This window comes from Asanoa sp. NPDC049573 (genome assembly GCF_040676615.1).
GTDB lineage: Bacteria > Actinomycetota > Actinomycetes > Mycobacteriales > Micromonosporaceae > Asanoa.
This window is the reverse complement of sequence record NZ_JBFAPI010000006.1, coordinates 428,341-445,898: the sequence shown is the minus strand read 5'-3', so window position 1 is coordinate 445,898 and position 17,558 is coordinate 428,341. Positions and strand designations below refer to the sequence as shown.

General features: G+C 71.0%; 17 protein-coding genes. 9 read left to right on the top strand and 8 right to left on the bottom strand.

All coding sequences use genetic code 11. The features are described 5' to 3' along the window. From AB0J74_RS17540 to AB0J74_RS17520, 5 genes are all read left to right on the top strand, one after another. Positions 1-264 (top strand): sigma-70 family RNA polymerase sigma factor (locus AB0J74_RS17540; protein WP_363448913.1); only part of this gene is annotated, 264 nt, incomplete at its 5' end. A gap of 73 nt (positions 265-337) precedes the next feature. Next, positions 338-2,443, top strand: coding sequence for a glycogen debranching protein GlgX (gene glgX, locus AB0J74_RS17535; protein WP_363448911.1), 2,106 nt, complete (start codon positions 338-340; stop codon positions 2,441-2,443). 1 nt (position 2,444) lies between these two features. Beyond that, on the top strand, positions 2,445-3,311 hold the full coding sequence (locus AB0J74_RS17530; RefSeq protein WP_363448909.1) for a DUF3459 domain-containing protein: 867 nt from the start codon (positions 2,445-2,447) through the stop codon (positions 3,309-3,311). Positions 3,312-3,353: 42 nt separating this feature from the next. After that, a complete protein-coding gene (locus tag AB0J74_RS17525; protein WP_363448907.1) occupies positions 3,354-4,295 on the top strand; it encodes a TerC/Alx family metal homeostasis membrane protein in 942 nt (313 codons plus the stop codon). A gap of 167 nt (positions 4,296-4,462) precedes the next feature. Beyond that, the gene (locus AB0J74_RS17520) at positions 4,463-5,350 is read left to right on the top strand and encodes a DUF4231 domain-containing protein (protein WP_363448905.1); all 888 of its coding nucleotides are present in this window, start codon (positions 4,463-4,465) and stop codon (positions 5,348-5,350) included. 3 nt (positions 5,351-5,353) lie between these two features. Here AB0J74_RS17520 and AB0J74_RS17515 read toward each other — a convergent pair whose 3' ends face one another. Next, the gene (locus tag AB0J74_RS17515) at positions 5,354-5,680 is read right to left on the bottom strand and encodes a hypothetical protein (protein WP_363448903.1); all 327 of its coding nucleotides are present in this window, start codon (positions 5,678-5,680) and stop codon (positions 5,354-5,356) included. Next, the gene (locus tag AB0J74_RS17510) at positions 5,677-6,585 is read right to left on the bottom strand and encodes a zinc metalloprotease (protein ID WP_363448901.1); all 909 of its coding nucleotides are present in this window, start codon (positions 6,583-6,585) and stop codon (positions 5,677-5,679) included. The genes AB0J74_RS17515 and AB0J74_RS17510 overlap by 4 nt, the downstream gene beginning before the upstream one ends. Positions 6,586-6,733: 148 nt before the next feature. Here AB0J74_RS17510 and AB0J74_RS17505 point away from each other — a divergent pair, with 148 nt between their 5' ends. From AB0J74_RS17505 to AB0J74_RS17495, 3 genes are all read left to right on the top strand, one after another. Next, positions 6,734-7,462 carry a protein phosphatase 2C domain-containing protein gene (locus AB0J74_RS17505; protein WP_363448899.1) on the top strand — a complete coding sequence of 243 codons (729 nt, stop codon included), beginning with the start codon at positions 6,734-6,736 and terminating at the stop codon, positions 7,460-7,462. 163 nt (positions 7,463-7,625) lie between these two features. Continuing rightward, complete coding sequence (locus AB0J74_RS17500) at positions 7,626-8,231, top strand: hypothetical protein (protein ID WP_363448897.1); 606 nt, start codon at positions 7,626-7,628, stop codon at positions 8,229-8,231. After that, entirely contained in the window at positions 8,228-9,637 is a 1,410-nt protein-coding gene (locus tag AB0J74_RS17495; RefSeq protein WP_363448895.1) for a DUF2252 domain-containing protein, read from the top strand. Before AB0J74_RS17500 ends, AB0J74_RS17495 begins: the two co-directional genes overlap by 4 nt. Positions 9,638-9,649: 12 nt before the next feature. Here the strand turns inward: AB0J74_RS17495 and AB0J74_RS17490 are convergent, their stop codons facing one another. Then, positions 9,650-11,074 carry an Nramp family divalent metal transporter gene (locus AB0J74_RS17490; protein WP_363448893.1) on the bottom strand — a complete coding sequence of 475 codons (1,425 nt, stop codon included), beginning with the start codon at positions 11,072-11,074 and terminating at the stop codon, positions 9,650-9,652. Positions 11,075-11,211: 137 nt separating this feature from the next. On the opposite strand from AB0J74_RS17490, the gene AB0J74_RS17485 reads away from it, so the two are divergent. Next, a complete protein-coding gene (locus AB0J74_RS17485) occupies positions 11,212-12,477 on the top strand; it encodes a hypothetical protein (protein ID WP_363448891.1) in 1,266 nt (421 codons plus the stop codon). A gap of 104 nt (positions 12,478-12,581) precedes the next feature. On the opposite strand, the gene AB0J74_RS17480 is transcribed toward AB0J74_RS17485, so the two are convergent. From AB0J74_RS17480 to AB0J74_RS17460, 5 genes are all read right to left on the bottom strand, one after another. Then, on the bottom strand, positions 12,582-12,839 hold the full coding sequence (locus AB0J74_RS17480) for a UBP-type zinc finger domain-containing protein (protein WP_363448945.1): 258 nt from the start codon (positions 12,837-12,839) through the stop codon (positions 12,582-12,584). A gap of 11 nt (positions 12,840-12,850) precedes the next feature. Beyond that, a complete protein-coding gene (locus tag AB0J74_RS17475; protein ID WP_363448889.1) occupies positions 12,851-14,431 on the bottom strand; it encodes a Na+/H+ antiporter in 1,581 nt (526 codons plus the stop codon). A gap of 39 nt (positions 14,432-14,470) precedes the next feature. Further along, positions 14,471-15,427 carry a TIGR03885 family FMN-dependent LLM class oxidoreductase gene (locus AB0J74_RS17470; RefSeq protein ID WP_363448887.1) on the bottom strand — a complete coding sequence of 319 codons (957 nt, stop codon included), beginning with the start codon at positions 15,425-15,427 and terminating at the stop codon, positions 14,471-14,473. A gap of 230 nt (positions 15,428-15,657) precedes the next feature. Further along, positions 15,658-16,962, bottom strand: coding sequence for an MFS transporter (locus AB0J74_RS17465; protein ID WP_363448885.1), 1,305 nt, complete (start codon positions 16,960-16,962; stop codon positions 15,658-15,660). Beyond that, complete coding sequence (locus tag AB0J74_RS17460) at positions 16,959-17,546, bottom strand: helix-turn-helix domain-containing protein (protein ID WP_363448883.1); 588 nt, start codon at positions 17,544-17,546, stop codon at positions 16,959-16,961. The genes AB0J74_RS17465 and AB0J74_RS17460 overlap by 4 nt, the downstream gene beginning before the upstream one ends. Between the last annotated feature and the right edge of the window lie 12 nt (positions 17,547-17,558).

Sequence of the window (17,558 nt, the reverse complement as noted above, 5' to 3'; positions counted from 1 at the left end):
GGCGACGGCGAACGCGGCACCGAACTCGGCGACCTGCTCGGCTCCGAAGACACCTCCTTCGAACTCGCCGAACTACGCGTCGCCCTCGGCCCCGCCCTGGCCACCCTCGACGAACGCGAACAGAAAATCCTGACCCTGCGCTTCTACGGCAACCTGACCCAATCCCAGATCGCCGACCAGATCGGCGTCTCCCAGATGCACGTCTCCCGACTGCTCGGCCGCGCCCTGACCAAGCTCCGCGGCCAGCTCGGCGACTCGGTCTGAGGTCTCGGCGCCGGACGGGTCACACCAGCGCGATTTTGGTTCAATTCGGACTAAAAGCCGCTACTCTGCGGAGATGCTGGTATGGCCCGGCCGGCGCTACCCGCTCGGCGCGACGTACGACGGGGTCGGCACGAACTTCGCGGTGTACTCGGCGGTCGCCGAAGCGGTCGAGTTGTGCCTGTTCGACGCTTCCGGCGACGAGCAGCGGATCGACCTCACCGAAGTCGACGCGTACGTCTGGCACGTGTTCCTGACCGGCGTCCAGCCGGGGCAGCGCTACGGGTTCCGGGTCTACGGGCCGTGGGACCCCGCCAACGGCCTGCGCTGCAACCCGCACAAGCTGCTCCTCGACCCCTACGCCAAGGCCGTCGACGGCGACGTCGACTGGCACCCGGCGGTTTACGGGCACGACCTGAGCGACCCCGACACCATGTCGACCACCGACTCGGCGCCCTACCTGCCGAAGGCGGTCGTGGTGAACCCCTACTTCGACTGGGGCAACGACCGGACGCCGCGCACGCCCTACCACGACACGGTGATCTACGAGGCGCACGTACGCGGGTTGACCCGGCGGCACCCCGGGATTCCGGAGGAACTGCGCGGCACGTACGCCGGACTGGCCCATCCCGCGTCGATCGAGCACCTGGGCCGGCTCGGGGTGACCGCGGTCGAGTTGATGCCGGTGCAACAGTTCGTGCACGACCAGCACCTCACCGACCGGGGCCTGCGCAACTACTGGGGCTACAACACGATCGGCTACTTCGCCCCGTACCACGGCTATTCCGCCATGGGCCGGCACGGCCAGCAGGTGCAGGAGTTCCGCGGGATGGTGCGGGCGCTGCACTCCGCCGGCATCGAGGTCATCCTCGACGTCGTCTACAACCACACCGGCGAGGGCAACCATCTCGGGCCGACGCTGAGCTTCAAGGGCTTCGACAACCCGGGCTACTACCGGCTGTCCGACGAGGATCCGCGCTACTACGTCGACTACACCGGCACCGGGAACTCGCTCAACGTCCGCAGCCCGATCTCGCTGCAGCTGATCATGGACTCGTTGCGCTACTGGGTGCAGGAGATGCACGTCGACGGCTTCCGGTTCGACCTGGCCGCGACCCTGGCCCGGGAGTTCTACGAGGTCGACCGGCTCTCCACGTTCTTCGAGGTGGTGCAGCAGGACCCGGTGGTCAGCGCGGTCAAACTGATCGCCGAGCCGTGGGACGTCGGGCCGGGCGGCTACCAGGTGGGCAACTTCCCGCCGCTGTGGACGGAATGGAACGGCAAGTTCCGCGACACCGTTCGCGACTTCTGGCGCGGGGTGCCGGGCAGCCTGGCCGAGTTCGCCACCCGGATCAGCGGCTCGGCCGACCTCTACCAGGACGACGGGCGCCGGCCGGTGGCCAGCATCAACTTCGTCACCTGCCACGACGGGTTCACGCTGGGCGACCTGGTGGCCTACAACGACAAGCACAACGAGGCCAACGGCGAGAACAACAACGACGGTTCCTGCGACAACCGGTCGTGGAACTGCGGCGCGGAGGGCCCGACCGCCGACCCCGACGTGCTCGCGCTGCGGGCCCGGCAGCGCCGCAACTTCCTGGCGACGCTGTTCCTCTCGCAGGGCGTGCCGATGCTCGGGCACGGCGACGAGTTGGGCCGGTCGCAGCGCGGCAACAACAACGGCTACTGCCAGGACAACGAGCTGACCTGGGTCGACTGGGACCGGCTCGACGAGCACCTGCTGACGTTCGTGCGCAAGCTGGCCGCGTTCCGGGCCCGGCACCGCATCTTCCGCCGCCGCCGGTTCTTCACCGGCGCACCGGTCGCCGGCCGCGACGTGACCACCCCGGTCGCCGACATGGCCTGGTTCGCGCCGGACGGCTCGCCGATCTCCGACTGGGACGAAGACGTCAACGCGCTCACTCTCTTCGTCAACGGCGAGGGCATCAAGGAGCGCGGCCGGTACGGGCAGCGCCAGGTCGACGACTCGTTCCTGCTCTGCTTCAACGGCCACCACGAACCGCTGTCGTTCGCGCTGCCACCGGCCGAGTACGGCGAGAAGTGGCAGGTGGTCTTCGACACCGCGCAGGTCGAGCAGGCCGAACCGGCACCGACCATCGGCGCCGGCGGCCGGACCACCGTCGCGGAGCGCAGCCTGCTCGTCTTCGACCGGGAAGTGTGAGGTGGCCGGCCGGGTCGTCTACGCGGTCGACGACCTGTCCACGCTGCCCGCCGTCGCGGCGCTCGGTGTCGACGCGGTCGAGATCGAGCCGCCGGAGGACGAGGAACGCCTGCGCCGGTTCGTGGCCCTCGCCCGGTCCCGCGGACTCGGCGTCACCCTGCGGCTGGCCAGCGACCGCATCCTCGGCCCGGCCGTGGTCGACCACGTGGTGCAGTGGCTGGCCGGCTTCGCCCTCGACGGCGTGCGGCTCGACGGACCGCCGCCGCCGGTGCCGCTGGGCGAGTTCGCGGCCGCCGTCGGCGCCCTTTGCGACCACCTCGGCCGGCCGCTGACGCTGGCCGAGTCGGGGCGGTTTCTGGTGCCGGCGGGCGGCGGGGTGCTCGGCACGCTCGACGCGGTCAGCGCCTGGCTGTGGCGGGCCGGCGACGCTGAACCCGCACCCGACCCGGGACTGCCGCTCGCGCCGCCACCGCCCGGCGCGGTGGCGACGCTGACCGGGCTGCGCGACGTCGCCGCCACCCTGCTGCTGACCGCGCCGCTGACCCCGCTGTTGTCGGCGGCCGACAACCTGCCGGACGGGACGCTGCGCGCGCTGACCGCGCTGCGCCGCGCCCATCCCGAACTGACCGGCACCGACCCGGAGCCGACCCGCCCGATCCGGCGCGGTGCCGAGGTGATCACGATGCGCCGCGGCGCCCTCGTCGTGGCGGCCAACATCGGCGTGACGCCGGCCCGGATCGGCCTGCACGGGGTGCCCCGGTCGGTGCTGTTCACCACCGGCCCCGGGGTGAGCCTCACGCACACCAGCGTCGACCTGCCGCCGGAGTCGGCCGCCGTGGTCGCGTGCTGCCGGTTCGACCAGCCCTGACTATCCTCCTCCTCGGGTTCGTTCCGGTGTCGGGGAGGCGTAGTGGGCGTATCGGTGCTGGGCTGGTTGCTGACCACCGTCACGCTTGTCGCCCTGCTCGCGGTCGACCTGCTGGCGGTTTCCCGGCGCAAGGACGCCGTCACGCCGGCCGGCGCCGGCAAGTGGATCGGCCTCTACGTCGGCCTGGCCCTGGTCGCCGCGGTGATCATGCTGTTCTGGCTGGGCCGGGAGACGGCCGAGCAGTTCGTCGCCACCTACCTGACCGAATACAGCCTGAGCGCCGACAACCTGTTCGTCTTCATGCTGATCATCGGCCGGTTCGCGGTGCCGCCGTCGGCTGTCGAGGAAGTGCTGACCGTCGGCATCCTGCTCTCGCTGGCGTTGCGGATCATCTTCATCGCCGCCGGCAGCGCCGCGGTGCACGCGTTCAACTGGATCTTCTACCTGTTCGGCGCGTTCCTCATCTACACGGCCGTGAAGCTGCTCGGCTCGATGCGCGACAGCGGCGACGGTGAGGAGGAGAAGCCCCCGGGCGTCGCCCTGCTGTCCCGGCTGATCCCGGCCACCGACGTCTACGCCGGCCGCCGGTTCACCACGATGGTCGACACCCGCCGGGTGCTCACCCCGATCCCGCTGGTGATCGCCGCGATCGGCGTGGCCAACCTGGTCTTCGCGCTCGACTCGCTGCCGGCCGCGTTCGGCCTCACCCAGAGCGCGTTCGTGATCGTCACGGCCAACGCGTTCGCGATGCTCGGCCTGCGCCAGCTCTACTACGTGGTCGGCGGCCTGCTGGAGCGGATCGTCTACCTGCCCGTCGCGCTGGCCGTGATCCTCGGCTTCATCGGCGTGAAGCTGGTGCTGGAGGCGCTGCGCGGCTCGCACGTCGACGCACCGGAGATCGGCGTCGGCCCGTCGCTGGCGACGATCGTCGGCGTACTGGCGATCGCGGTCGTGGCCAGCATGGTGCGCAACCGGCGCGCGTGAACCGACAGTGCCGGAATCTGTCGGACCAGGTGCGCACCAGATCCCACCGCTCCGAGGCGGCGAGATGCTCCATTCGGTGCACCTTTCCGGCGTACGAATGATTGTCGATTGTTCCACCCTCGCTCCCCGTGGTTCGCTGAGTCACCACAAAGGAGGGAGCTCCCGCCATGACGACGCCGACGCTGGGGCGCGGTACCGCCGAATGGGCCTGGGACCAGCAGAGTCGGTGGTCGCAGGCCGCGGACGCGGCCAAGGCCGCTATCGTCCGCAGCCGGGTGATCGTGCTGGTGTTGACCCTGGTCGCCGCGTCCGCCGGCACCGTCGGCTCCCAGGTCGACGACGCGTGGTCGAAGGTGCTCGCGGGCGTCGCGGCGGTGACGCTGGCCGCGTCGTCGGTCCTGATCCGCGGCACGTCGGCGAAGAAGGTCGCCGAGTGGACCCGGATCCGGTCGGTGTCCGAGGCGCTCAAGGCCGAGGTCTACCACTATCAGGCGGGCGTCGCGCCCTACCGCGACGCGAACCGCGCCGACGAGTTGGAGCGGCGCACCTCGGGCTCGATCGACGACGCGGGTGACCTCGTGGCGCGGTCCGAGGGCTTCGTGCCGGTCGCCCGCCCGCTGCCCGCCGTGTCCGACGTGACCAGCTACGCCCGTGAGCGCGTGGAGAAGCAGCTCAACGGCTACTACCGGCCGAAGGCCAAGCGGATGCGCGTGCTGGCGGCCCGCTACGTGCGGACGGCCACCGTCGCCTCCGTCGCGGTGGCGGCCGCGTCGGCTCTCTCCGTGGCCGTCGACGCCGACCTGAGCGTGTGGGTCGCGGTGGTGACCACGTTCAGCGCCTCACTGCTGGCGTTCAGCACCGCCCAGCGCTACAGCTACCAGCAACTCGAGTTCTCCCGCACGGCGACCCAACTCGACCGCCTGCTGAGCGCCTTCCACGGCGCCGACGACCCGGAGCGGGCCGACCGCTTCGTCGCGGAGTGCGAACGGGTCATCTCGGTGTCGAACGAAGCCTGGATGGCCAAGCAGGTCGAGACCGACGAGCGCACCCCCTAGCCGTCAGACCGGCCGCAGGCGCAGCAGGTCGGGGGTGAGTTCGACGATCTCGTACCCGGTCGGTGCGCCGGCCGAGCGGGAGCCCGGTGGGTAGGACAGGTCGACCCGGGTCCGCGACGGCGCGGTCCAGTGGCCGACGAAGGCCACCGGTGCGTCGGTCGGGCCCGGGCGGAGGTCGGCGAACGTTCCGTCGTCGCGGAACTCGATGCCCTCGCGGCCCCGGGCCGGCGGCAGCGGTTGGTCGGCCGGGCGGTAGACGCGTACGCCCGCGGTGTCCTGCTCCCGCACGTGCACCCACCGCCGGAACAGGGCCGGGGGCAGCGACGTCACGGGGTGGCCGCCGCCGCGAGCAGGCCCGAGCGCGGGCCGCGCAGGGTGGCCGCCATCCGGATCACCTGGCCCCGGGTGAACATCACCATGGCGGCATCATCCGTGTAGTCCATGTAGTTGACGAACATGTCGCCGTGTGGCGCGTTGTCGCAGGACACCTTCGGGTAGACCGGGCGGCCGTAGTTGGGGCCGCCCTGGTTGGGTGTGTCGGCCACGAAGTCGTCGCCCCCGCAGCCGTCGCCGTCGTCGCCCCAGATGTGGCGCAGGTTGAGCCAGTGGCCGACCTCGTGGGTGCAGGTGCGGCCCAGGTCGAACGGCGCCGCCGCGGTGCCGGTCGAGCCGAACGCGGTGTAGGTGACCACGACGCCGTCGGTCTCGGCCGGCCCGCCGGGGAACTGGGCGTAGCCGAGCAGGCCGCCGCCGAGTTGGCAGACCCACAGGTTGAGCGTGGTGTCGGTGGACACGGCGTCGGCGCCGCCGGTGCGGGCCGACTTGACCGCGTCGTCGGTGTCGAAGGACGCGACCGACGTGCGCGTGCGGGTGACGTCGACCAGCGCGAACTCGACGTCGGCGTCGGCCGCCAGCGCCGACCACACCGGCGGCACCAGCGACACGTCGCCGTTGCGCCGGCGGAAGTCGCGGTTGAGCGCCTCGATCTGGGTGGCGACCTGATCGTCGCCGATGTTGTGCTCCGGGCGCGACCAGACGACGTGCACGACCGTCGGGATGGTCACCAGGCCCAGCGGCGGCGGCTCTTCGCGGGCGGCGCCGAACGCGAAGGTCTCGATCTCTTCCCGGGCCCGGGCATAGCCGGGCTCGGTGTCCAACAGCCGGCGGTGCACCGGCATCGTGCCGCACCAGTCACGCGCCGCGCCGGGCGCGAGCCGCCCTCCATCGAATGCCATCACGCCATTCTCCGGGGCCGGGACCGGTTCGCACTAGCCGATCTTGGACTCTTCGCGGCACCTCCGGATGGCCGGACGGCGCGAACCGGATGGCCGAGAAGGTGATCTACTAGAGACAACCGGCGCACATCCTGGCATCCTGCCTGCCATGACGCTTGTGCTCCGGTCCGTCGCGCTGACCGACCGCGGTCTGGTCCGGCGGGCGAACCAGGACGCGGTCTATGCCGGCACCCGGCTGCTCGCCGTCGCCGACGGCATGGGCGGGATGGCCGCCGGAGACCTGGCGAGCGAGATCACCATCCAGGCGGTCGCGGCGGCCGACGCCGATCACCCGGAGGCCGCGCTGGTCGACGCGATGCGCGCGGTGATCGCCGCCGCGGGCGCCCGGATCCGCGCCGCGGTGGCGGAGGACCCGACCCGCGACGGCATGGGTACGACGCTGACCGCGCTGCTGTTCGCACCCGGCAACACCGCCGTGACGCTGGCCCACGTGGGCGACTCCCGGGCCTACCTGCACCGCGACGGCGTGACCCAGCAGATGACCAAGGACGACACGTTCGTGCAGATGCTGGTCGACGAGGGCGTGATCACGCCGGACGAGGCCAGCGTGCACCCGCGGCGGGCCGTGGTCACCCAGGCACTGCAGGGCGAACCGGTCGAACCGGCCTTCAGCACCATGACACCGCTAGCTGGCGACCGCTGGCTGATCTGCAGCGACGGGCTGTCCAATGTGGTCCGCGAGGACACGATCCAGGACGTGCTGCGGACCCATCCCGACCGGGGCACCTGCGCGGCCCGCCTGGTCGACCTGGCCCGCCGGGCCGGCGGCCCCGACAACATCACGGTGATCGTCGCCGACCTGGAGGAGTCGGCGTGATCCGCCGGGCGGTGCGACTAACGGTCGGGTGATGCGGCACCGGCCAGATGCCACCAAGAGGATATTAATCAGGATATTCCTCCCATAGAGCCGAATAGCCGTATTGCATCCCCTCCCGTCGTAGGTTGAAGGAAGGAGCCCATCGCCGGCAAGGAGGCTCGCCATGTTCGTGCAGATCATCCAGGGTCATGTGCGGGACGCCGAACAGCTGAAGGCGGCCATGGACCAGTGGGTACGCGACCTCGCGCCTGGCGCCAGCGGCTGGATCGGCTCGACCGGCGGGGTGACCGACGAGGGCGAGTTCATCGGCCTGGCCAGCTTCACCGACCCTGAGTCGGCGCACCGCAACAGCGAACGGCCCGAGCAGGACCAGTGGTGGCGGCGCACCGCGCAGCTCTTCGACGGCGACGTCACGTTCCACGAGACCTTCGACGTGATGACCGACCACCCGGGCGACCCGAACCGCGCGACGTTCGTGCAGATCATGCAGGGCCAGGGGCGCGACCACGACCGGGCGCTGGAACTGATGCGGCAGGACTCAGACGAGTGGGCCAAGTTCCGCCCCGACGTGCTCGGCACCACCGCCTGTTCCTACGGCGAGGGTGAATACACGGTCGCGGTCTACTTCACCAGCGAGAAGGAAGCCCGGGAGGGCGAGAAGAAGGAACCGCCGCCGGGGCTGGCCAAGCAGATGTCCGAGATGGAGCACCTCAACATCCGCAAGCCCACCTTCTACGACCTGCACACCCCGTGGATCGATGCGCCATGACCGCCCACAACGGCCACAACGGCCACGACGGCCACCAGGGTCGGGCCGAGCGCGCCGCGTTCGGCAAGGCGCAGCGGGCCGAGGTGCCGCTCGAGGCGCAGGCCGCGACCGGCACCGACGGCGACCGCGACCCGATCGGCCTGGTGCTCGGCCAGGCGGCGTCGCGGGTGCCGGAACTGGTGCCGGTGCGGCATGCCCGGATGGCCGTCTCGCCGTTCACCTATTTCCGCGGCGCGGCCCTGCCGATGGCGGCCGATCTGGCGAACGCCCCGACTTCGGGACTGATCGTGCAACTCTGCGGCGACGCGCACCTGTCCAACTTCGGCGCGTTCGCCTCGCCCGAGCGGCGGCTGGTCTTCGACTGCAACGACTTCGACGAGACACTGCCCGGGCCGTTCGAGTGGGACGTCAAGCGGTTGGCGGCGAGCTTCGCGGTGGCCGCACGCGACAACGGGTTCAAGCGCAAGGAGCGGCGGTCGATCGTACGGGCGGTGGCCCAGTCCTACCGGGAGAACATCCGCGAGTTCGCGAACCAGGGCAGGCTCGCGGTCTGGTACGCGCACCTTGACATCGAGGCGACCATCCCGCGGTTCCGCGACCAGATCCGGCCCAAGGCCTACACCGAGGCGACCACCACGCTGGCCAAGGCGCGCAGCAAGGACAGCATGCAGGCACTGTCGAAGCTGACCAGGGTCGTCGACGGGCGGCGGCAGATCATCAGCGAGCCGCCGACGATCGTGCCGATCGAAGAGGTGTTCAACGACGTCGAGACCGACATGCTGTACGGCCTGATCGGCGGCGTCATCGACTCCTACCAGCGCAGCCTGACCACCGACCGGCGACACCTGCTGCACCAGTTCGACCTGGTCCAGGTGGCCCGCAAGGTGGTCGGCGTGGGCAGCGTCGGCACCCGGGCCTGGATCGTGCTGCTCGAGACCGGCGACGGCGAGCCGTTGTTCCTGCAGGCCAAGGAGGCGCAGAAGTCGGTGCTCGCGCGGTATGCCGGCGCCAGCCGCTACCGCAACCAGGGTGAGCGGGTGGTCGCCGGCCAGCACCTGATGCAGGCGCTGAGCGACATCTTCCTGGGCTGGACCCGGGTCCGCGCACCGGACGGCGCGACCCGCGACTTCTACGTGCGGCAGTTGCGCGACTGGAAGTTCTCGGTGCCGATCGAGCGGATGCGCCCGGACGGCCTGACCCTCTACGCCAAGATGTGCGGCTGGACGCTGGCCCGGGCACACGCCCGCTCCGGCGACCCGGTCGCGATCGGCGCCTACCTCGGCGGCTCGGACCGCTTCGACCGGGCCATCCAGGCGTACGCCGAGGACTACGCCGACACCACCGAGAAGGACTACGTCGCCTTCCGCGAGCACGTCAAGGACGAACTGGTCGGAGTGAGCCCCTAACAGCCCGGGGAGCTATCCGAGCCAGTCCAGGAGTTTGGCGCCCTGTTCCTTGATGGTCAGCACGGAGAAGACGCCGAACAGCAGGACGCCCCAGATCAGGGCGACCACGCGCAGGCCGCGCGGGCGGACCCGCTCCGGCAGGAACTTGCGGTTGACCAGGAGCAACAGGCCCGAGTAGAGGAACATCATCAGGCCGCCGACGCAGGCCGAGATGACCAGCAGGACCAGGGGCTGGTCGAAGCCGCCGAGCAGCACCACGACGCCGATCAGGACCAGACCCCAGACCAGGGCGAAGTAGATCCGGCTCTCCGACACCCGGCGCAGGTAGCCGACCTTGAGCACGTCGGCGGCCAGCCGGCTCGTGTAGTCGACGATGCCCATCGCCGCGGCGAAGAGGGAGATCGCGCCGATCGCCCAGAACAGGACGCCGAACCACTCGCCGACCAACTCCTTGAGCCGCTCGCCCTCGACCTGCAGGAAGCTGACGCTGTTGGCCAGGCCCGGCACGCCGAAGACGGTCGAGTAGGACAGCAGCGACATCAGCGTGATGGTCACGATGGTGATCAACACGAACGTGTAGGCCTGTTCCTTGTTGGCCAGCTTCCACCACTGCTTCCAGCGGGCCAGGTTCTCGTCGGTCTCGTCGAACACGAAGCCGGCCGAGTCCGGTGCCGCCTCCTCGCGGCCGGTGATCGGGCTGACCAGGCGCGGCACGTACGCGCCCATCCCGAAGCCCTTGTCCCTGATCCAGTTGCTCTGCACCAGGTTCTGGCCGCCGCCGGCGCCGGCGAAGACCAGGGCCGACAGCATCAGCGCGAAACCGAGCTCGGTCGGGAACTCGGGGCGGACCACGTCGTGCCCCAGGGTCCGCCAGGCGTCGGTGGTGACCGCGAAGATCAACGCGACCACGATGAAGAGCAGGACCAGGCCGACCTTGAGGAACTCGACCCGTTCGAGCACGGTGTAGATCACCGGGGCCAGGGTGAGCGTGACGCCGATCAGCGCGAGCATGCCGATCGCGATCCAGCGTGGCTCGCCGCCGAACAGGTAGGTCAGCATCGTCGCCGAACTGGTCGCCCAGCCCGGCCAGAGGTTGGCGAAGTAGGTCAGGATCGCGAACACCAGGCCCCAGTGCCGCCAGGTACGCGAGAACCCGGTCAGCGCGGTCTCCCCGGTGGCGAGCGTGTAGCGCTCGATCTCCATGTTGAGGAACCACTGGGTGACCAGCCCGACCGCCGCCGCCCACAGGAAGACCAGACCGACCTGCGAGGCGATGTACGGGAACAGGATGAACTCGCCGGAGGCCAGCCCGACGCCGGCGGCGATCACTCCGGGCCCGATGATCCGCCAGTGCGAGCGGGGCGCCTCGGGTAGGTCGCGGACCTTGACGTCGTGTAGGTGGCGGCTGCGGAAGCGATCGGCGGCGGTCTGCGTCATCAGGGGCCTCCTGGGGCAGGGTGCCGCCCTCCTTCCCCCATATTCACGCTCGTCAAACCCGTACAGTCCTCATCGTCCGGACTGTCCTTTATGTTACGAATAGACCCTTGAGACCAGCTCGCTTTGCGGAGGCTCAGATGCGCGGACGTACGCTGTGGAGCGTCGCAGCCCTCTCGGTTGCCGCACTGCTGGGCTGGTATGCGTTCGCCGGACACGGCACCGGTGCCAACGCCGCGGATCCGGTGTCCGATGTCGAGCAGGCCCCGATCGTGCCGGGCCGGCTGCCGGTGCTCGGCGTGAAACTGCCGGCTTCCGAGGCGTCCGGGCTGATCGCGAGCAGGAAATACCCGGGGATGTACTACTGGCTGCGCGACGGCGGGTCGAGCAAGCCCGGCCGGCCGCGCGACGCGATCTGGGGCATGCGGGTCTCCTCCGGCGGGATGCCGGAACCGGTGCGCGGCTCGGAACTGTTCCCGAGCTATCCGGTGGTCGGCTCGAAGAACCTCGACTGGGAGGACCTGACCGTCGACGACGCCGGCGCGCTGTGGATCGGGCAGTTGGGCGCCAACAACTGCAAGGACCAGCAACGCCTGCTCCGGGTCGCCGAGCCGGACCCGAACGGTGCCGGGCCGCTCGACGTGGTGGCCTCCTACGACCTGCGGTTCCCGGACAACACGAAGCCGGGCTGCCGCACCTACAACTCCGAGGCGATGGTCTGGCTCGACGGGCACTTCTACGTGTTCGCGAAGACCAGCGGGTCGCCGGTCTACCGCGTCGACCTGCCGGCCGGCACCTCAGGACAGGCGACCGTCACCCGGATCGGCAAGATCGGCCACAACGTCGACAACATCTCGGCGGTCGGCATCTCCGACGACCGGTCCCGGCTGATGGTGCTCGACCACGAGCGGCTCTGGGTGTTCACCACGGACCCGGCGCGCACCGGCGACGACTTCGTGAAAGACGCGTTCAAACGCACCTTCAGCGGTACGGCGAAGTTCGAGTCACCCGGCGGTGCCTCGGTCGAGGGCGGTTCGTTCGTCCGGGACAGCCACGACATCGCGTTCGTGGCCGAGGACGGCAACATCTACTACGCCCGCCCACAGACCTACGGTGAGCCGCCCTGGACGGCGCCGACCACCCCGCCGGTGCCGACCCTCTCGCCGAGCTTCCCGCCGATTCCCACTGAGCCGCCGTTCCCGACCGAGCCGCCGTTCCCCACCGAGCCGCCGTTCCCGACCGAGCCGCCGATGCCGACCGAGCCGCCCTTCCCGACGCTCCCGCCGTTCCCGACGATGCCGCCGTTCCCGACGATGCCGCCGGCGCCTACCGACGGACCGACCTGGTACGACCCGTGGTTCGACACGCTTCCCACGCTCCCGACCGAGCCCGGGGCGGAGGGCTGATCTTCTCCGACGACGGACCTGGCAAGCGGAGCGCAGCGGAGCGGTCCCTCGCGGGAGGAACGGTCCGCAGCACCGCGGGCCCGAGTCATGAGTTAGATCTTGATTTAGCCCAACGCTTCGTCGACGAAGCACCACTTCCAGTTCTCGCCCGGCTGGAAGGACTTGATCACCGGGTGGGTGGTCTCGTGGAAGTGCGCCGACGCGTGCCGGCTCGGCGACGAGTCGCAGCAGCCGACGTGGCCGCAGGTCTCGCAGAGGCGCAGGTGCACCCAGTCGTGCGCGCCTTCGCCCAGGCAGTCCTGGCAGCCCTCGCGGGTCTGCGGCTCAGGTGTCACCGACGCGACGATGTGCTCGCAGGTCATTCGCTCCCCCATCAGTCTTCTTCCCTGCGGATGAGCAGGGACTCTTCGAGGTCGAGATCGCGATAGGCCCGGTTGAGCACTTCCTCCGGGATGCGCCCCTCGTCGCGGGCGGTGCGGAACACCTCGCGCTCGGCGTCGATCATCTCCTGCCGGAGTCGACCGTACGCCGCCGAGGGGGTCTCCCGCCCGTCACCGCCGAGTCGTTCCCAGGCCGTGTTGGTGCGATCGACCACTTGCTGGCGCAGCCGCTTGACCACCGACTCGGGCGCGCCCTCGAGGTTGGCCTCCAGCCGGCCTTTCGCCGCCCGGGCCGCCGCCTGCTGCACCGCGGCCTCGGCCAGGAAGTCCTTGCTCGGGTCGTCGGGCGGCAGGCCGACCACCCGCGCGAAGACCGGCAGCGTGGTGCCGAAGACCAACAGGGTGAACAGGATCACCGAGAACGCGATGAAGATGAAGACGTCGCGGGGGTAGATCGCTTCGTTCTCGCCGGTGCCGACCGTCGGCAGGGCGAGGGCGGCGGCCAGGGTCACCACGCCGCGCATGCCGGCCCAGCCGATGATCACCGGGTGCCGCCAGTTGAAGGTCGTCTCGCGGCGGCGGATCCGGGCCGACAACCGGGGCAGGAAACCGCCCGGCACCACCCAGACGTAGCGGGAGACGATCAGCGTCGCGATCACCGCGAACGTCACGCCCAGCACGGTGCCCCAGGGCGTGCTGATGTCGTCGATCACCGCCCGCAGTTGGAGGCCGACCAGGAGGAAGACCAGGCCTTCCAGGAGGAACCGGACCAGTCGCCAGAACGCGTCCATCTGCAAACGCGAGCCGGCCGCCATCAGGGTCGGCATGCGGTGGCCCAGGGCGAGGCCGGTGACCACGACGGCGACGACGCCGGAGGCGCCGACCTCCTCGGAGACGATCACCACTGCGAACGGGATCAGCAGGGACAGCGCGTTGTCGAGCAGCGGATCCTTGATCTTCTTGTGCAGGTAGCCGAAGACGATCGTGGCGACGATGCCGATCGCGATGCCGCCGCCGGCCGAGAGCAGGATCTGCTCGCCGACCTCGCCGAAGCCGACCGCGCCGCCGACCGCCGCGGACGTGGCCACCCGCAGCAGCACCAGCGCGGTGGCGTCGTTGATCAGGCTCTCGCCCTCGAGGATCGTCACCAGCCGGCGCGGCAGCCCGATCCGGCGCGCGATCGCGGTCGCCGAGACCGCGTCGGGCGGCGCGACCACCGCACCCAGCGCGATGCAGATCGCGAGCGGCGCCTGCGGCAGGATCAGGTGCACGACGAAGCCGACGGCCAGCGCGGTGAACACGACCAGCCCCACGCCGAGCAGCAGGATCGGGCGCAGGTTGAAGCGGAACGCCGGCACCGACGTCTGCAGCGCGGCGATGTAGAGCAGCGGCGGCAGCACGCCGATCAGCACGAACTCGGGGTCGAGGTGGAACGTCGGGAATCCCGGCACGAACGACAGCGCGAGGCCGATGATCATCAGGACGATCGGCGACAAAATGCCGATCTTGCGGGCCAGCGCCGCTCCGAAGACGGCGACCGCCAGCAGGATGACGATCTCGGTCAGCTGGTGCATGCGCGAAATGCTATTGGGCCGCGGCGGTCGCGCCCAATCTCACGCCAGCTGGGGAAGAACCTTCGCCCCGAACGCGTCGATGAAGGCCGACTGCTCCTGCCCGACGTGGTGCAGATAGATCCGGTCAAACCCGATCTGGGCGTACGCGTGCAGGTTCGCGGCGTGCCGGTCGAGGTCGGCCGAGATGTCGACGGTCGCGGCCACCCGTTCCATCGGCAGGTCGGCGGAGACCGCGTCGAAGTGGTCGGTCAGCTCCAGGTCCCAACACACTGGAGGCGCGAAGACGTTGGACCGCCATTGCTCGTACGCGATGGCCTCCGCTTCGTTCTTGTCGGTCGCCCAGCTGAGGTGCGCCTGGAGGCAGACCGGACCGCGGCCGCCCGCGTCCCGGTAGGCGGCGACCATCCGGCGCAGGTGCTCGTGCGGCGCGTTCACGGTGATCAGCCCGTCGGCCCAGCCGGCACACCAGGCGGCGGTCTGCTCGCTGACGGCGGCCCCGATGAGGGCCGGCGGCTCGGCGGGCCGGGTCCACAACCGGGCCCGGTCGACGTGGACCAGCCCGTCGTGGCTGACCTCTTCACCCGCGAGCAGCGCACGGATGATGTCGACGCACTCCTTGAGGCGCGCGGTCCGTTCCTCCTTGCGCGGCCAGCCCTGGCCGGTGATGTGCTCGTTGCTGGCCTCGCCGGTGCCGAGGGCGGCCCAGAACCGGCCGGGATACATCGCGGCGAGGGTGCCGATCGCCTGCGCGATGATCGCCGGGTGGTACCGCTGGCCGGGCGCGTTGACCACGCCGAACTGGAGGTCGGTGGCCTGGAGCGCGGCGCCGAGCCACGACCACGCGAAGCCGGACTCGCCCTGCCGGGCACTCCAGGGCGAGAAGTGATCCGAGCTCATCGCGGCACCGAAACCGGCCTGCTCAGCATGAACGGCGTCGTCGAGAAGCGCGCGCGGATGAACCTGCTCGTGCGAGGCGTGCCAGCCATAAACCGTCATGCGGCCGGTTACTACCCGCCTGCGCCGCCGCCTAAGCCACACCGCCGGTGCCGGCAGCTTCCCGTGCCCGCAGCAGGGTCTTCGGCCGGACCCGGGCCGCCGGCGCGGGCAGCTTCCCGGTGCCGCAGCCGGGGTCTTCGGCCGGACCCGGGCCGCCGGTGCCGGCAGCTTCCCCATGCCCGCAAATTCCCCGTGCCGGCAACCGGGCCTTCGGGCGGGCCGGCCGCCGGCTACGCCAGGCTTGCGGGCTGGACCGCCGGGTCTGGCACGACGGCTGGGTCGGAGGTCGGGTCCGGCAGTTGGATGCGGGCCATCACCCAGGCCGCCGCGGCCAGGGCGGCGCCGGCCACGCCGAACGCGAACGCCGCACCCCGGGTCGTCGCCAGCCAGCCGAAGCAGACCGAGCCGAGGGCGCCCGCGGCCTGCAGGGCCAGCGACTGGACCGAGACCACCGTGGCCCGCTCCCCCGCCGCCACCCGCGCGTGCAGCACCGCCGCCTGGGGAGCGGCGGTGATCCCCAGCCCCACGAACAGCAGCAGGTAGGCGGCGGCGATGACCGTGACGCCGGCGACCGCGCCGTGCAGCGCCGGGCCCGCGACGGCCACGCCGAGCAGCGCCGCCGCGCCCAGGGCGATGCCGGCCATCCCGGCCCGGACCGCCGAACCGAGCCGCCGCTGCACCCACGGACCGAGCAGGCTGCCGACCGCGCTGGCACCGAACCCGGCCGCCGCGACCGTGGCATAGGTGGTCGCTCCGCGGGCGGGATCGCCGACCAGGCCGGCCAACCATCCCGGGGTGAGCAACTCGATCGCGGCCAGTGCCACCCCGACCCCGGCGCCGGCCAGCAGCAGCCGGGCCAGCACGCCGTCGCGCAGCCCGAGCCGCAGCCCGCCGGAGACCGTCGCCGGCACGCCGCGCAGCACGGCGACCACTGTGGTGCGCGGCCGCGGCGGCTCGGGCATCCCGCCCAGCGTCACCGCGAGCCGGACCACCTCGACCAGCGCCGCGATCGCGACCGGCACCGCCAGCGCGGACAGCGGCCCGACGGCGCCGATCGCGAGCGGCAGGGCCCCGCCGACCAGCGTGCCGATCAACAGTCCGACCGACGACGCGGCCTCGCCCCGGGCCAGCCCGCGGGTCAGGTAGGCGTCCGGCCCCTCGGCGGCGTGCATGGTGTCGACGAACCAGGCCTCGTCAGGCCCGCTGGACAGTGCCCGCGCGATCCCCCGGAGCACCGCCGACGCGGCGAACAGCCAGAAGCCGTCGGCGACCGCGAGCAACGCCAACCCCGCGCAACTGGCCACCGCGGAGGCGGCCAGCACCGTGCGGCGCCCGATCACGTCGGCCAGCCCGCCGGTCGGCAACTCGAGCGCCGCGGTGGTCAGCGAGAAGACCAGCACGACCGTGCCGATGGCGGCGACGCCCAGGCCGCGGTCGAGCATCAGCAGGATCTTGGTGGCCAGGTAGAGCCCGGTCGGCAACCAGAACAGGAACACCAGCAGCGCGTAGCGCCACTCGGCGCGCCGCCCGGTCACGACTCGTCTGCCACGTCGGCCCAACCCGGCGGGTCGATCCGCGGAAAGCCGCCGTAGAACAGCATCACCGGCCGTGCGTCGGGGTCGCCCTCGTCGGCGGCGGCGTATTCGTCGACCAGCGCGCTCACCCGCTCCTCGAGCGCGTGCAGCGACCGCGGCGTCAGCGTGGCCGGCAGGTCGTTCATGCCGGCGGCGCCCACCCACCCCGGCGGCAGGTCGGTCTGCGCGGCCTCGTAGGCCGAGACGGTGCGCTCGAGGGCCGACAGCTGATGCCGGCGCATGACCGAGACCGCCGCCCGCCCCTCGGCGGTGACCGACAACGCCGCGCTGTCCCACGACGTCGTCGGCTGGCTGGCCTGCCAGCGCCGTTCCCGCCCGTCGCGCTGCTCGGCCTCCTCGACGAACTTGTAGCGCGCCAGCTTGCGCAGGTGATAGCTGGTCGTGCCGGTGTCGGTTTCGAACCGCCGCGCCAACTCGGTCGCGGTGGCCGGCCCGTCGGCCCGCAACGCCCCCAACATCCGCACCCGCAACGGGTGCGTGACCGCCTTGAGCTCATCGACCTCGGTGATGATGCGATCCGCCATGAGAGGGACCGT

Coding starts and splice junctions, on each gene's coding strand:
- AB0J74_RS17485 (WP_363448891.1), top strand. CDS start 11,212: ATGCGCGGACGTACGCTGTGGAGCGTCGCAGCCCTCTCGGTTGCCGCA.
- AB0J74_RS17520 (WP_363448905.1), top strand. CDS start 4,463: ATGACGACGCCGACGCTGGGGCGCGGTACCGCCGAATGGGCCTGGGAC.
- AB0J74_RS17475 (WP_363448889.1), bottom strand. CDS start 14,431: ATGCACCAGCTGACCGAGATCGTCATCCTGCTGGCGGTCGCCGTCTTC.
- AB0J74_RS17490 (WP_363448893.1), bottom strand. CDS start 11,074: ATGACGCAGACCGCCGCCGATCGCTTCCGCAGCCGCCACCTACACGAC.
- AB0J74_RS17480 (WP_363448945.1), bottom strand. CDS start 12,839: ATGACCTGCGAGCACATCGTCGCGTCGGTGACACCTGAGCCGCAGACC.
- AB0J74_RS17460 (WP_363448883.1), bottom strand. CDS start 17,546: ATGGCGGATCGCATCATCACCGAGGTCGATGAGCTCAAGGCGGTCACG.
- AB0J74_RS17510 (WP_363448901.1), bottom strand. CDS start 6,585: ATGGCATTCGATGGAGGGCGGCTCGCGCCCGGCGCGGCGCGTGACTGG.
- AB0J74_RS17505 (WP_363448899.1), top strand. CDS start 6,734: ATGACGCTTGTGCTCCGGTCCGTCGCGCTGACCGACCGCGGTCTGGTC.
- AB0J74_RS17500 (WP_363448897.1), top strand. CDS start 7,626: ATGTTCGTGCAGATCATCCAGGGTCATGTGCGGGACGCCGAACAGCTG.
- glgX (WP_363448911.1), top strand. CDS start 338: ATGCTGGTATGGCCCGGCCGGCGCTACCCGCTCGGCGCGACGTACGAC.
- AB0J74_RS17470 (WP_363448887.1), bottom strand. CDS start 15,427: ATGACGGTTTATGGCTGGCACGCCTCGCACGAGCAGGTTCATCCGCGC.
- AB0J74_RS17495 (WP_363448895.1), top strand. CDS start 8,228: ATGACCGCCCACAACGGCCACAACGGCCACGACGGCCACCAGGGTCGG.